General features: G+C 72.1%; 11 protein-coding genes and 3 pseudogenes. 8 read left to right on the top strand and 6 right to left on the bottom strand.

The genetic code is table 11. From position 1 onward, the window contains the following. From ENC19_RS31770 to purS, 4 genes and pseudogenes are all read right to left on the bottom strand, one after another. Positions 1–754 (bottom strand): annotated as a pseudogene (locus ENC19_RS31770) (2-phosphosulfolactate phosphatase). A 248-nt stretch (positions 755–1,002) separates the two neighbouring features. Then, a pseudogene (gene purL, locus ENC19_RS09000) lies at positions 1,003–3,552 on the bottom strand (phosphoribosylformylglycinamidine synthase subunit PurL); the annotation flags it as partial. A gap of 67 nt (positions 3,553–3,619) precedes the next feature. Then, on the bottom strand, positions 3,620–4,303 hold the full coding sequence (purQ, locus tag ENC19_RS09005) for a phosphoribosylformylglycinamidine synthase subunit PurQ (RefSeq protein ID WP_164446663.1): 684 nt from the start codon (positions 4,301–4,303) through the stop codon (positions 3,620–3,622). Further along, the gene (gene purS, locus ENC19_RS09010) at positions 4,300–4,563 is read right to left on the bottom strand and encodes a phosphoribosylformylglycinamidine synthase subunit PurS (RefSeq protein ID WP_164446664.1); all 264 of its coding nucleotides are present in this window, start codon (positions 4,561–4,563) and stop codon (positions 4,300–4,302) included. Before purS ends, purQ begins: the two co-directional genes overlap by 4 nt. A 393-nt stretch (positions 4,564–4,956) precedes the next feature. Between purS and ENC19_RS09015 the strand changes: the two genes are divergently transcribed. Next, on the top strand, positions 4,957–5,637 hold the full coding sequence (locus tag ENC19_RS09015; RefSeq protein WP_093403817.1) for a S1 family peptidase: 681 nt from the start codon (positions 4,957–4,959) through the stop codon (positions 5,635–5,637). Positions 5,638–5,662: 25 nt separating this feature from the next. Continuing rightward, positions 5,663–6,226 carry a YbjQ family protein gene (locus ENC19_RS09020; RefSeq protein ID WP_164446666.1) on the top strand — a complete coding sequence of 188 codons (564 nt, stop codon included), beginning with the start codon at positions 5,663–5,665 and terminating at the stop codon, positions 6,224–6,226. A gap of 105 nt (positions 6,227–6,331) precedes the next feature. Here ENC19_RS09020 and purB read toward each other — a convergent pair whose 3' ends face one another. Next, the gene (gene purB / locus ENC19_RS09025) at positions 6,332–7,756 is read right to left on the bottom strand and encodes an adenylosuccinate lyase (protein WP_164446668.1); all 1,425 of its coding nucleotides are present in this window, start codon (positions 7,754–7,756) and stop codon (positions 6,332–6,334) included. A gap of 96 nt (positions 7,757–7,852) precedes the next feature. On the opposite strand from purB, the gene ENC19_RS09030 reads away from it, so the two are divergent. Then, positions 7,853–8,107, top strand: a complete 255-nt coding sequence (locus ENC19_RS09030) for a hypothetical protein (RefSeq protein WP_164446670.1) — start codon at positions 7,853–7,855, stop codon at positions 8,105–8,107. Further along, a complete protein-coding gene (locus tag ENC19_RS09035) occupies positions 8,104–8,448 on the top strand; it encodes a type II toxin-antitoxin system PemK/MazF family toxin (RefSeq protein WP_164446672.1) in 345 nt (114 codons plus the stop codon). Before ENC19_RS09030 ends, ENC19_RS09035 begins: the two co-directional genes overlap by 4 nt. A 27-nt stretch (positions 8,449–8,475) precedes the next feature. On the opposite strand, the gene ENC19_RS09040 is transcribed toward ENC19_RS09035, so the two are convergent. Continuing rightward, positions 8,476–9,768 carry an acetyl-CoA C-acetyltransferase gene (locus ENC19_RS09040; protein ID WP_164446674.1) on the bottom strand — a complete coding sequence of 431 codons (1,293 nt, stop codon included), beginning with the start codon at positions 9,766–9,768 and terminating at the stop codon, positions 8,476–8,478. A 54-nt stretch (positions 9,769–9,822) separates the two neighbouring features. Here ENC19_RS09040 and ENC19_RS09045 point away from each other — a divergent pair. The 4 genes and pseudogenes from ENC19_RS09045 (at position 9,823) to ENC19_RS09060 (ending at position 14,170) form a co-directional block, all read left to right on the top strand. After that, positions 9,823–11,194 (top strand): annotated as a pseudogene (locus ENC19_RS09045) (3-oxoacyl-ACP reductase). Between the two features lie 272 nt (positions 11,195–11,466). Then, positions 11,467–12,348, top strand: a complete 882-nt coding sequence (locus tag ENC19_RS09050; RefSeq protein ID WP_235944631.1) for a MaoC/PaaZ C-terminal domain-containing protein — start codon at positions 11,467–11,469, stop codon at positions 12,346–12,348. Between the two features lie 84 nt (positions 12,349–12,432). After that, positions 12,433–13,200, top strand: coding sequence for an NUDIX hydrolase (locus tag ENC19_RS09055; RefSeq protein WP_164446676.1), 768 nt, complete (start codon positions 12,433–12,435; stop codon positions 13,198–13,200). A 202-nt stretch (positions 13,201–13,402) separates the two neighbouring features. After that, positions 13,403–14,170 (top strand): serine/threonine protein kinase, encoded by a 768-nt coding sequence (locus ENC19_RS09060; RefSeq protein WP_328824186.1) that lies wholly within the window; start codon positions 13,403–13,405, stop codon positions 14,168–14,170. Positions 14,171–14,174: the final 4 nt, after the last annotated feature.

The raw sequence follows: 14,174 nt of genomic DNA on the forward strand, positions 1-14,174 counted from the left end.
TCAGGCGGCGGAAAAGACGCCCTGCCGCAGCAGTGGGATGACGTCGGAGGTGCCGAGGCGTACCGCGATCTCGACATCCTCGGCGAAGCCGCCCTCGATCAGCTCTCGGCCGGAGACACAGCCGCGGATCGCCGCCGGTACGTCGGGGATGCTGGCCAACGCGGCCAGTGCCGTGGCCGCCTCCACCGAGAGCCCGCCGGGCGCCCCGGAGAGGGCATCCAGCACGCTGGCCGCGCCCAGCTGGTCCTCCACCGACGGGCGCAGCGATCCGTCCGGCCACCGTTCACCGGCAGCCACCACGCCAATGGGGGCGGCAGTCGAGCCGTACCCCCGGCTGGTAAGCCAACGCCCGACGGCGCGGGCGTTGCGCAGGTTGGCCGCGACCACCGGTAGCCCGGTGGCGCTGGCGGCGGCGCTGATCGCCGATCCGTTCGGCGACGGCAGCACCAGGTCGGTCACCACCGGAGCCCGGCTCAGCGCGGCCGGCGACAGCGACCACGGATGGTCACGGGTGACCTGCCGGCGGCCGGTCGCGGCGACCGCGCCGACCCGGCGGGCGTACGCGGCGGCCTGCTCACCCCAGGGGAACGGATGCACGCGCATCCCCGACCCACCGCCACCTCGACGGTGGTGGTGAACGACAACACGTCCACCACCACCAGCGCGGCGCAGACCCGGCCGAGTTCGGCCGCACCCGCCAGGCCCCAGTCGAACCGGACCCCGATCCCGGTTGGGCGGATACGGCCGCGGCCAGCGCCTCAGCGCTCGTCGGGCGCGGGGGCTGCTCGGTGTCACCGTGCTGCGGAGCGTCCGCCCCGGATGCCTCGTGGCTGCCCGCCGAGTCAGCCGGACCGGCGACCCCGGTCGACGGCGGGGTTGCCGCGACGCGACCGGTACGCACCGGCGGAGTGGCCCGCTCGGCCGGCCGGTCGGCCGCCTCCTCGGTCGGGTCCACCGACGGCGCGGCCTCGGCCGACGCCGGTACGGCCGGTGTCGGCTCGTCGGTCGCCTGCTCGGCACCGGTCGTCGTGGTGCCGGCCGGGTCGACCCCGACGCGGTGTCGGAGTCGGCGGCCGGGTCGACCGCACCGACCGGTTCGTCGGTGACGACGTCGGCAACCGCCGGAGCGGTCACCTCGAACGGCTGCACGCCGCCGAACAGCGCCGGCAGGGTGCCGGTGTACGCCTCGCGCAGCTCGTCCAGGCCGATCCGGAACTGGCCGTGCACCTCCAGCGCGCCGGCCGTCGGGTCGGTGACGCCGATCAGCTCCCACGGCACGCCGTGCTCACCGCAGAGCGCGGTGAACGCCTTCTCGTGACCGCGCGGCACCGAGACGAGCACCCGGCCGGCCGACTCGCTGAACAGGAAGACGAACGGCATCGAGGTGCCCTCGAAACGCTCCGGCACCGCGATCCGCGCCCCGACGCCATGGCGCAGGCAGGACTCCACCAGGCTCTGCGCGAGACCACCGTCGGAGAGGTCGTGCGCGGAGCTGAGGTGCCCGACCCGGGCCGCGTCGGCCAGCAGGCCGGCGAGCTGCTTCTCGCGGGCCAGGTCGACGTGCGGGGGTACGCCACCGAGGTGCTGGTGGACGACCCAGGCCCACTCCGAGCCGGAGAGCTCCACGTGCGTCTCGCCGAGCAGGAAGAGCTGGTCGTGATCGGCACCGGCGCGCGGGACGAAGCCCGACGCCACCCGGTCGGCCACGTTCTCCAGCACCCCGAGCACGCCGACGACCGGCGTCGGGTGGATGGCCGCCGCCCCGGTCTGGTTGTAGAAGCTGACGTTGCCGCCGGTCACCGGGATGCCCAGCTCGGCGCAGCCGTCGGCCAGGCCGCGTACGGCCTCGGCGAACTGCCACATCACGCCCGGGTCCTCGGGCGAGCCGAAGTTCAGGCAGTCGGTGACCGCGATCGGCGTCGCGCCGGTCACCGCCACGTTCCGGTACGCCTCGGCCAACGCCAACTTGGCGCCCTGGTACGGGTCGAGCCGGGCGTGCCGGCCGTTGCCGTCCACGGACAGCGCCACGCCCAGCCCGGTGCGCTCGTCGATGCGGATCACACCCGAGTCCTCCGGCTGGGCGAGCACGGTGTTGCCCAGCACGTAGCGGTCGTACTGCTCGGTGACCCAGGTCTTGTCGCAGAGGTTGGGTGAGGCGATCATCCGCAGCACGGTCTCGCGCAGCGTGTCCGGGTCGCCCGGCCGGGGCAGCGTCTCGGCCCGGTCGGCCTGGAGCAGGATCAGGTCCGCCGGCTCGCGCATCGGCCGGGCGTAGACCGGCCCGTCGTCCACGAGCGAGCCCGGCGGCACATCCACCACCAGGTGGTCCCGCCAGGTGATGTGCAGCCGGCCCGGTGAACCGTCCGACTCGGGCGCGGTGACCTCGCCGATCGCGGTGGCCCAGACGCCCCACTTCTCGGCGGTCTTGAGCACCGCCTCAAGCTTCTCCGGCGCGACGACCAGCAGCATCCGCTCCTGGGACTCGCTGGCCAGGATCTCGTGCGGCTCCATCGAGGGCTCACGCAGCGGCACCCGCTCCAGCCACACCCGCATGCCGGTGCCGGCGGAGGCGGCCGTCTCGGTCAGGGCGCAGGTCAGGCCGGCACCGCCGAGGTCCTGGATGCCGACGACCAGTTCGGCGTCGTACAACTCCAGGCACGCCTCGATCAGCAGCTTCTCCATGAACGGGTCGCCCACCTGCACGGACGGGCGACGCTGCTCGCTGCCTTCGGTGAAGGTGGCGCTGGCCAGCACCGAGACGCCGCCGATGCCGTCCCGGCCGGTCTTGGCGCCCATCAGCACCACCACGTTGCCGGGGCCGGTGGCGTCCTTCTTCTGCAGCCGGTCGACCGGCAGCACGCCCAGGCAGAGCGCGTTGACCAGGGGGTTGCCCTGGTAGCAGGGGTCGAAGACCACCTCGCCACCGATGTTGGGCAGACCGAGACAGTTGCCGTAGCCGCCGACACCGGCGACCACGCCGGGGAGCACCCGGGCGGTGTCGGGGTGGTCCGCGGCGCCGAAGCGCAGCGGGTCCATCACCGCCACCGGACGGGCGCCCATCGCCAGGATGTCGCGGACGATGCCGCCGACACCGGTCGCCGCGCCCTGGTACGGCTCGACGAAGCTCGGGTGGTTGTGCGACTCGACCTTGAAGGTCACCGCGAGTTCGTCGGAGATCCGCACGACCCCGGCGTTCTCCCCGATGCCGGCGAGCATCCGGTCGCTCGGCGGGGCCTTCTCCCCGAACTGCCGCAGATGCACCTTGCTGGACTTGTAGGAGCAGTGCTCGCTCCACATGATCGAGTACATCGCCAGCTCGGACTGGGTCGGCCGGCGGCCCAGGATGTGCCGGATGCGGTCGTACTCGTCATCGGCGAGCCCCAGCTCGGTGTACGGCTGAAGTTCCTCCGGGGTGCCCGCGGCGCGCGGCACGGTGTCCACCCCGTGGGCCCAGTCGGTGGCCGCCGGGACAGCGGCGTGCCGGGCCGGAGCGACCGGCTGGGCCGGCACCGCCTCCGGGTTCTCCCGCACCGGGTCCGGGTGCGTGGTCATGACGTCTCCTTGTTGCGCTCGCCGCCCGACGGGCGGGTGAGCCGACCGATGATCCCGCCGCGCACGGTCACGCCGGCGCCCCCACCAGGTGCTTGAGCACCGAGGTGAAGAAGCCGAGACCGTCGAGGGAGGGGCCGGTGAGCGCCTCCACCGCGTGCTCGGGATGCGGCATGATGCCGACCACGTTGCCGGCCTGGTTGGTGATCGCGGCGATGTCGCGCTGCGATCCGTTGGGGTTGCCGCCGACGTAACGGGCGACGACCCGGCCCTCGGCCTCCAGCTGGTCCAACGTCGCCGGGTCGGCGACGTAGCAGCCCTCGCCGTTCTTGACCGGGATCAGCACCTCCTGGCCCGGCTGGAACGTGTTCGTCCAGGCGGTGCCGGTCGCCTCGATGCGCAGGATCTGGTCGCGGTTGCGGAAGTGCAGGTGCTGGTTGCGGGTGAGCGCCCCGGGCAGCAGGTGCGCCTCGCAGAGGATCTGGAAGCCGTTGCAGATGCCCAGCACGGGCAGGCCACCACCGGCCGCGTCGATGATCTTCTCCATCACCGGCGCGAACCGGGCGATGGCGCCGCAGCGCAGGTAGTCACCGTAGGAGAAGCCGCCGGGCAGGACGACGGCGTCCACCCCGTGCAGCTCCGCCTCGCCGTGCCAGAGACGGACCGGTTCGGCGCCGGCGATCCGTACGGCCCGGGCGGCGTCCCCGTCGTCGAGCGAGCCGGGGAACGTCACCACACCGACCCGGGCGGTCACGGCCGGGCTTCCGCGGGCTCGTCGGTCTCGACCAGATGGACCGTGAAGTCCTCGATGACCGGGTTGGCGAGCAGCTTGTCGGCGATCTCCCGGGCCCGGTCCAGGTCCGGTTCACCGGTAAAGTCGATCTCGATCCGCCTGCCGATCCGTACCGAGGCGACGTCGTTGACGCCGAGCCGGGGCAGCGCGTTTGCGACGGCCTGGCCCTGAGGATCGAGGATCTCGGGCTTGAGCATGACGTCGACGACGACGCGAGGCACTGGGCACTCCTGACTGTGTACGCAGTTGGGTGCCGACCCACAACGGGCGAGCGCAGCCAGCCTACCTGGCAGATGCCGCACCGGACGCACCGGCCGGACGCCGCTGGAGTGCCGCTCGACCCTAGCCGCACGGACCGATCGGGACCGATACGGGTTCGTTGCGATCCCGATACGGCTTCGTTGCCCGCCACCGATCGATCGCGGGTGGCCTGGCGACGGGAAATCGAGCTGTCACATCACCTTGTTTCAATGAACCTCTTGTGAAACACCTCACCGGGCCCTACGGTACATCGTCAGACGTCGATGTAACGACGTCGCGGTGGCGGATCACCCCCGTCCGTCGCCGCAGGCCGGCCCGGTGAACCCGGGTCCTGGGAACCCCGAAGGAGTCCCATGCGCATCCGATCCCTGATCGCGGTCCTCGCCACCGCCATGGCCGCGGTGATGGGCGCCAGTTCAGGCGCCGTCGCCTCACCCGTCGCTCCCCTCATCATCGGCGGCGGCACCGTCTCCTCGGCGCCGTGGGCCGCCGCGGTCTTCAGCAACGGCTCGTTCACCTGCTCCGGCACGATCATCGCCCCGCAGTGGGTCCTCACCGCTCGGCACTGCCTCGGCGGCTCGATGTCGGTCCGGGTGGGCAGCGTCTACCGCTCCTCCGGTGGTGTCACCCGCACGGTCAGCGCCACCTACGGCCGGTACGACCTGGCCCTGATGCGCCTGTCCAGCTCGGTGAGCACCAGCTACGTCACGCTGGCCTCAAGCAACCCGCCGGTCAACTCGACCAACTCGATCTACGGCTGGGGCATGACCTGCTACAGCGGCTGCTCGGCGTCGAGCCAGCTCAAGACCGCGAGCGTCCGGGTCACCAGCACGAACGTGAGTGACGCGTACGGCGGGCAGGCGATCCGGAGCACCCGGATCAACGGCAACGCCTGGCGTGGCGACTCGGGCGGCCCGCAGTTCTACAACGGCCAGCAGGTCGGGGTGGCCTCCACCGCCGACGGCCAGAGCATCCAGAACTACGGCAGCGTCGCGTACAACCGTGCCTGGATCCGGTCCGTTTCCGGCGTCTGACGCGTTAGCGCCCGTGGCGGCGCGGATGGTGGGCCCTGCGCCTGCCGTCCGCGCCGCGCGGTTTTTCAGCATCCGGGCAGGTGAACAAGGCTCACGATGTACCGCACCCGGGCCTGCCAGCATCGGAATCGTGCTGGTCGTGACGACGGATCAACTTCCCGGCTACGAGATCCGCCAGATCCTCGGCGAGGTGGTCTCCTCCATGGCCAGAACCCGTAACCCGTACCGCGAAGGGGTGAAGAACCTGCGCGGTGGCGCGTACGACCCGATGGCGCCGGACAACCTCACCCGCTGGCGTACCGACTCGGTGGCCCGCCTCGGCGAGGAGGCCCGGCGGCTCGGCGCGAACGCGGTGGTGGGGATGCGGTTCGACAGTCGCGACTGCGGCGAGATGTGGATGGAGATCTGCGCCTACGGCACGGCCGTCATCGTGGTCCCCAAGGTCCCCGACGTGATGCCCCCCGACCAGCCCCTGGTGGCTGCCGAGACCGCCCAGGAACCAGCCTTCGCCGAGGAACCTGGCAAGATCGCCGAGCCCCCCAGCGCCCCCACCCTCGGCACCGCCCCCGAAACCCCCACCCGCGACTAACCCCACCCCGCCTCAGCCGCGTCGATCATGAAGTTGTTGCCATCCCGCCCGGCGTGGCGCGACAACAACTTCATGATCAACGAGAGATGTCCCCGGGGCGCCGAGTTAGAGGATGGGGGGTGGGGAGTAGGTGGCGGCCTGGGGGTGGGACTCGACGATTTTGGTGATTCGTGCGGTGACTGCCTGGATCTGGGCGGGGGTGGCGCCTACGAAGGCGGCACGGTCGGCCACCAGGGCGTCGATCTCGGGGCGGGACAGGCCCAGGCGAGGGTCGGCGGCCAGACGGTCGAAGAGGTCGTTGTCGGGGGTGCCCTGCTCGCGCATGGCCAGGGCGACCGCGACCGCGTGCTCCTTGATCGCCTCGTGGGCGGTCTCCCGACCCACGCCCCGGCGCACCGCCGCCACCAGGATCTTCGTGGTGGCCAGGAACGGCAGGAACCGCTCCAACTCCCGGTTGATCACCGCCGGGTACGCGCCGAACTCGTCGAGCACGGTCAGGAACGTCTGGAACAGCCCGTCGGCGGCGAAGAACGCGTCCGGCAGGGCCACCCGGCGCACCACCGAGCAGGAGACGTCACCCTCGTTCCACTGGTCACCGGCCAGCTCGCCGACCATCGACAGGTAGCCCCGGATGATCACCGCGAAGCCGTTGACCCGCTCCGACGAGCGGGTGTTCATCTTGTGCGGCATCGCGCTGGAACCGACCTGGCCGGGCTTGAAGCCCTCGGTGGCCAGCTCCTGACCGACCATCAACCGGATCGTGGTGGCCAGCGACGACGGTGCCGCGGCCACCTGAGCCAGCGCGGAGAGCACGTCGAAGTCGAGCGAACGCGGGTAGACCTGCCCGACGCTGCCCAGCACCCGACTGAAGCCGAGGTGCTCGGCGACCCGGTGCTCCAGCTCGGCCACCTTCGCCGCGTCGCCATCGAAGAGATCGAGCTGGTCGGCGGCTGTGCCCACCGGCCCCTTGATCCCCCGCAACGGGTACCGGACGATCAGGTCCTCCAGCCGCTCGTACGCGATCAGCAGCTCCTCGGCGGCCGACGCGAAGCGCTTGCCCAGCGTGGTGGCCTGCGCCGCCACGTTGTGCGATCGGCCGGCCATCACCACGTCGGCGTACTCGTGGGCGTGCCAGGCGAGCCGGGCCAGCGTCGCCACCACGCGGTCCCGGATCAGCTCCAGCGAGCGGCGCACCTGGAGCTGCTCGACGTTCTCGGTGAGGTCCCGGGAAGTCATCCCCTTGTGCACGTGCTCGTGCCCGGCGAGCGCGCTGAACTCCTCGATCCGGGCCTTCACGTCGTGCCGGGTGACCCGCTCCCGTGCCGCGATCGAGGCGAGGTCGACGTCGTCGAGCACCCGCTCGTACGCCTCGACCACCCCGTCCGGCACCGGCACGCCCAGCTCCCGCTGCGCCCGGAGCACGGCGAGCCAGAGCCGTCGTTCCAGCCGGATCTTCTCCTCCGGCGACCAGAGGGTGACCAGCTCGGGCGAGGCGTACCGGTTGGCAAGCACGTTAGGGATCGTCGTCACCCCGCCATTCTCGCGATCCCGCGGCACAGGTGGCCGGGCGGGTACCGGGGTGATGTCACCCCACCTCGTTCGTTTACGGCGACGTATACTCGATGGATGACGACGATGATGCGGGTCAGTCCGGAGACGCGGGAGCAGGTGCTCCGGGTCGCAGCCGAGGACTTTGGCGGGGTGACCGCCGACGAAGCGGTCAAGCGTCTGCTCGAAGAGCACTGGCGGGTCAAGGCAGTCGCCGCGATGGATCACTATCGGGCAGCCGACCCGGACGGCTGGGCGGAGTATCTGGTCGAATCGGAGGGGTGGCACCGGACCGACGCGCCCGTCAGCGACCCGTGGGACGAGCAGGAGTGACCCGCGTTCGCCCCTGGGAGATCTGGTGGCTCGACTTCGACCCGACTGAGGGCCGTGAGCAGGCCGGGCAACGTCCGGCCCTGGTCGTCTCGTCCCGTTTCCATCTTGATCTGACCGCAGGCGCATTGGTCAGCGTGCTGCCTCTGACGACCCGGGAGCGACCCGGCTGGCTACACCGGGTGGCGATCGAGGTACCGGGCCGTAAGGCAGGGTGGGTGATTACCGAGCAGGTGCGGACGGTGTCGGCGAACCGGCTGACCGGTCGCGGGCCCGTGTATCGACTGCGCTCGGAGCAGGTCAACGACGTGCGTCGGGTACTCCGGCAGATGATCGACCTTTGAGCCGTCCGCCAACCTCCCGGCCCGGCCTTATCGCTCCAGGATGGCGGTGACGCCCTGGCCGCCGGCGGCGCAGATGGAGATCAGGCCACGTCCGCTGCCCTTCTCGGCCAGCAGTTTGGCCAGGGTGGCGACGATCCGGCCGCCGGTGGCGGCGAACGGGTGACCGGCGGCCAGCGACGAGCCGTTGACGTTGAGCTTGTCGGTGTCGATGGCGCCGAGCGGGGCGTCCAGGCCGAGCCGGTCCTTGCAGAACTCCGGTGACTCCCAGGCCGCCAGGGTCGCCAGCACCTGCGAGGCGAACGCCTCGTGGATCTCGTAGTAGTCGAAGTCCTGGAGGGTGAGCCCGGCCCGGTCGAGCAGCCGGGGCACCGCGTACGCGGGCGCCATCAGCAGCCCCTCCTCGCCGTGCACGAAGTCCACCGCGCCCGTCTCGGACCAGGAGAACCAGGCCAGCACCGGCAGGTTGTGCTCGCGCGCCCAGTCCTCGCTGGCCAGCAACACGGTGGAGGCGCCGTCGGTCAGCGGCGACGAGTTGCCGGCGGTCATGGTGGCCCGTTCGGCGTCCGGCCCCTTGGCGCCGAAGACCGGCCGCAGCGTGCCCAGCTTCTCCAGGGTGGTGTCCGGGCGCAGGTTCTGATCGCGGGTCAGCCCCAGGTAGGGGGTCATCAGGTCGTCGAAGAAGCCCTTCTCGTACGCGGCGGCCAGCCGCTGGTGCGACCGCAGCGCCAACTCGTCCTGCGCCTGCCGGTCGACGTTCCAGCGCAGCGCGGTCTGCGCGGCGTGCTCACCCATCGACAGGCCGGTACGCGGCTCGGCGTTGCGGGGGATCTCCGGCCGGAACGGCTGGGCCGGGCGCAGTTTCGCGGCGATCCGTAGCCGCTCGCCGAGGCTGCGGGCGGAGTTCAGCTTGAGCAACGTGCGGCGCATGTCCTCGTTGACCGCGAGCGGAGCGTCGGAGGTGGTGTCCACGCCACCGGCGATGCCGACGTCGAGCTGACCGAGGGCGATCTTGTTGGCGACCAGGATGACGGCCTCCAGGCCGGTGCCGCAGGCCTGCTGGATGTCGTACGCCGGGGTGCGCGGGTCGAGCTTCGAGCCGAGCACCACCTCACGGGTGAGGTTGAAGTCCTTCGCGTGCTTGAGCACCGCACCGGCGACGACCTCGCCGACCCGCTGCCCGGCCAGACCGAACCGGGCGATCAGCCCGTCCAGGGCCGCACCTAGCATGTCGGAGTTGGAGGCGCTGGCGTAGCGCGAGTTGGAGCGGGCGAAGGGGATCCGGTTGCCGCCGATGATCGCGACCCGTCGAACGTTTTGCACGATCCGCCTCCTCGAAAGTGTTGCCCGCACCTTACTCACCAGTAGGCTACGCCTATGACCGACAGGTATGCGAGCTTCGTCCAGTCGGGGGCCGGGCGGGCGCTGGTCAAGCGCCTCGGGCTGCCCGACCCGCCGCGACTGCGCCGGCACGCACCCGGCGAGCCGATTCTGCCCGGGCTGGTCCTGCTCGGTGCCGCCCCGGCGGGCGGCTCGCCGAACCGGTCGGCAAGGCCCTGGCCGCCGCCGGGCTCGCGTGCGCGACCCGGCCACCGCCGTGCCCGATCCGGCAACCGGTCGTACGCCGGAAAGTGCCGCCCTCGTCTTCGACGCTACCGGCATCACCGAGTCGTCCCAACTGCGCCAGCTCTACGACTTCTTCCACCCGCAGGCCCGGGCGGTGCAGCCCAGCGGCCGGGTGATCGTGCTGGGCACCCCGCCGGCCGAGTGCGGCACGCCCCGCGAGGCGACCGCCCAACGGGCGCTGGAGGGGTTGACCCGCAGCATCGGCAAGGAGTTCGGCCGGGGCATCACCGCACAGCTGGTGTACGTCACGCGCAACGCCGACGAGGGGACCTGGACCAGCCTGGAGGGGACCCTGCGGTTCCTCCTGTCGGGCCGTTCGGCGTACGTGTCGGGACAGGTGATCCGGGTCGGCGCTGGCCAGGCCACCGCTCCGGCCGACTGGGACCGCCCTCTCGACGGGCAGGTGGTGCTGGTCACCGGTGCGGCCCGGGGCATCGGTGCGGCGTTGGCCCGGGTGCTGGCCCGCGACGGGGCGACCGTGGTGGCCCTGGACGTCCCGGCCGCCGGGGACGAGTTGGCCGCGGTGGCCAACGAGATCGGCGGCAGTGCCGTGCAGCTCGACCTGACCGCCGCCGACGCACCGGCCCGGCTCGCCGAGCACCTGGCCAACCGGCACGGCCGGGTGGACGTGGTGGTGCACAACGCCGGCATCACCCGGGACAAGACCCTCGGCCGGATGGACGCCGACCGGTGGGACCAGGTCATCGACGTCAACCTGTCCAGCCAGGAGCGGATCAACGACCTGCTGCTGGAGCGCGGGCTGATCCCGGCCGGCGGGCGGATCATCGGCGTCTCCTCGATCGCCGGGATCGCCGGCAACCGGGGCCAGACCAACTACGCCACCAGCAAGGCCGGCGTCGTCGGGCTGGTCGACGCGCTCGCCCCGGCGTTGCGCGAGCGGCAGATCAGCGTCAACGCGGTCGCCCCCGGATTCATCGAGACCCGGCTGACCGCCCGGATCCCGTTGGTGCTGCGGGAGGCCGGCCGCCGGATGAACAGCCTCTCGCAGGGCGGGTTGCCGGTGGACGTCGCCGAGACCATCGGCTGGCTCGCCTGGCCGGCCTCCGGTGCGGTCAGCGGCAACGTGGTCCGGGTCTGCGGACAGAGCCTGCTGGGGGCGTGATGGCCAGACGTAGACGTGGCGACGAGCCGGCCGACGACCTGTCGGTCGGCGAGCTGATCGACGGGCCGACCGAGATCCTGACCCCGGAGATCCGGGCTGCCGCGCTCGCCGGCGCGGCAGGCGACGCGGACCTGGAGAAGACCCGCGACCTGTCCGGGCACGTTCCGGCCGGTGGTGGCGACGCACCGACCGTCTCACCGACGGCGGATCCGGCGGCGTCAACGTCCTCCGGCGCGCGCCCGACCGGCACCAGCGGCGGCGTCCCGACCGGCCTGACGGCGAGCGGGCATCCGGCGGCTCGGGCCCGGGTGGAGTTGCCCCGGTTGCCGGCGGCCGGGCCGTTGTACCGGCGGGCGTTGCTGAACGCGGTGCCAGGGCTGGGTGGGCGGCGCGGTGAGACGGTGCCGGCGGTGGAACTGGCGGTGAGTGGCGTGCCGGTGGATCCGGAGCGGCTGGCCGACTACGACCGGGTCTGCGGGTTCCGCCTCGCCGACCGGCTGCCCGCGACCTTTCCGCACGTCCTGGGCTTTCCGCTGGCGCTGCGTCTGATCACCGCGCCGGAGTTTCCGATCCCGCTGACCGGGGTGGTGCACGTCGGCAACCGGATCACGGTGCGCCGACCGGTCACCGTCACCGATCGGCTGGACTTCACCACCTGGGCGGAGAATCTGCGTCCGCACGACCGGGGGCGGCAGGTGGACGTCGTACTCGTCGGGTCGGTCGATGGGGAGGAGGTGTGGCGCGGTGTCTCGACGTACCTCGGCCGGCAGCGCACCCCGGACGGCGGTGAGCGGCGCGACCACGGTGAGCGGCCCCCACCGCCGGCCGCCACCGCCCGCTGGCAGGTCACGCCCCGGGTGGGTACGGACTACGCGCGGGTCTCCGGCGACCACAACCCGATCCACACCTCGCGGCTGGGCGCACGGCTGCTCGGCTTCCCCCGACCGATCGCGCACGGCATGTGGAGCAAGGCACGGTGTATCGCGGCGCTGGAGAGCCGGCTGCCGGACGCGTACACGGTGGACGTGGCGTTCAAGCTGCCGGTGCCGCTACCCGGCACGGTGGCCTTCAGCGCCACCGCGCTCGATTCGGGCTGGGATTTCAGCCTGCACGACCGGCGGGGCCGCCCACACCTGGTGGGCACCATCCGCTGAGCGGGGCCGGGCACTTGCCCGGCCCTGTCTTTTCCGCTAGGTTATTCTCAAGTCGAGATGTTCTCAGAATGAGAGTTACCAGACGTGAACGAGCAGGATTTCCTCGCCGCCTACGACCCGCACGCCTACCCGGCGGTCGCGGTCACCGTCGACGTCGTCGCCCTGACCATCCGCGACGGCGCTCTGCACCTGCTGCTGATCCGCCGGGGCGAGCAGCCGCACGCCGGCCTCTGGGCCCTTCCCGGTGGTTTCGTCCGGCCGGACGAGGACCTGGTGACCGCCGCCCGGCGAGAGCTGGCCGAGGAAACCGGTCTCGCCGGCGAGCCCCTCCGTCGCGTCCACGTCGAGCAGTTGGCCTCCTACGGCGCGCCCGACCGCGATCCCCGGATGCGGATCGTCTCGATCGCCCACCTCGCCTTCGCGCCCGACCTGCCGGACGCGACGGCCGGCACCGACGCCGACGAGGCGGCCTGGGTGGCGGTCGCCGAGCTGACCAACCGGCAGCTCGCCTTCGACCACGGCCAGATCGTCGCCGACGGGCTGGAGCGGGCCCGCTCCAAGCTGGAATACACCCCGCTGGCCACCCGCTTCCTCGCACCCGAGTTCACCATCGGCGAGCTGCGGGCCGTCTACGAGACGGTCTGGGGGCACCAGCTGCACGCCGGCAACTTCCACCGCAAGGTGCTCTCGGTGCCGGGCTTCGTGGAGAGCACCGGCGCCAGCACCGAACGCGGCGGCACCCGGGGCGGCCCGCGTGCCCGGCTCTACCGGGCCGGTGACGCGCGGCTGCTGCACCCGGCGCTGCTGCGCCCGGCGCTGCTGCGCCCGGCGCGCGAGGAGACGGTGCGATGACCACCGACGAGGCGATCCGCCTGGTGACCACCGCCCGTGACGACGACGAACTGTTCGGTGGCGACGCGCCGGAGCGGCGCTACCGGGAACTCGTCGGCGCCCTGCACCCGGACCGGCTCGGCTGGGCCGGTCCGGGATCCGGGCCGCCGCCACCGCCGCCTTCCTCCGGGTCACCAGCCGCTGGCGGGCCCGGCGGGTCACCGTGCTGCACGGTTACCGGTGCGGGCGGCCCGCGTACTCCGGCGACCTCGCCGACCTGTACGACGTCGGTGCGGACCGGCTGCTCAAGTTGCCGCGCGACGCGGCCGACAACGACCTGATGGTGCGCGAGCAGCACGCCCTGCGCACGCTCGCCGAACGGGGTGACCCGCGCTGGCTGCCGTACGTCCCCCGGCTGGTCGACAGCTTCACCCACCGCGACGCCGACACCGGTGCGGAACGCCGGATCACCGTGCTCGGCACCGCGACAGGGCTGCACAGCCTGGTCGAGGTGCGGCGCGCCTATCCGGACGGGCTCGACGGCCGGGACGTGGCGTGGATGTGGCGGCGACTCCTGGTCGCCCTCGGCCTGACCCACCGCGCGGGTCTGGTGCACGGTGCGGTGCTGCCGTCACACGTGCTCATCGACCCCGACGCCCACGGCCTGGTGCTCGTCGACTGGTGCTTCTCCACCGCGCCGGGCGGCCGGGTGCCGGCGATGGTGCCCGACCACGACACCTGGTACCCGCCCGAGGTGCCCGACCGTGGCCCGTGCGGGCCCGGCACCGACATCTTCATGGCCACCCGCTGCATGACCTGGCTGCTGAACCGCGACGCCCCACGCCGGCTGCTCGACTTCGCCCGGGGCTGCCGGCAACGGTTCCTGCGGGCCCGCCCCGACGACGCCTGGCTGCTGCTACGCGAACTGGACGAGGTGCTGCACCGCCTCTACGGGCCGCGCACCTTCCGTCCCTTCACCCTCAACCCCTAAGGAG

The organism is Verrucosispora sioxanthis, assembly GCF_010560025.1.
GTDB classification, from domain to species: Bacteria; Actinomycetota; Actinomycetes; order Mycobacteriales; family Micromonosporaceae; genus Micromonospora; species Micromonospora palythoicola.

Coding starts and splice junctions, on each gene's coding strand:
- ENC19_RS09015 (WP_093403817.1), top strand. CDS start 4,957: ATGCGCATCCGATCCCTGATCGCGGTCCTCGCCACCGCCATGGCCGCG.
- ENC19_RS09030 (WP_164446670.1), top strand. CDS start 7,853: ATGACGACGATGATGCGGGTCAGTCCGGAGACGCGGGAGCAGGTGCTC.
- ENC19_RS09020 (WP_164446666.1), top strand. CDS start 5,663: ATGGTGGGCCCTGCGCCTGCCGTCCGCGCCGCGCGGTTTTTCAGCATC.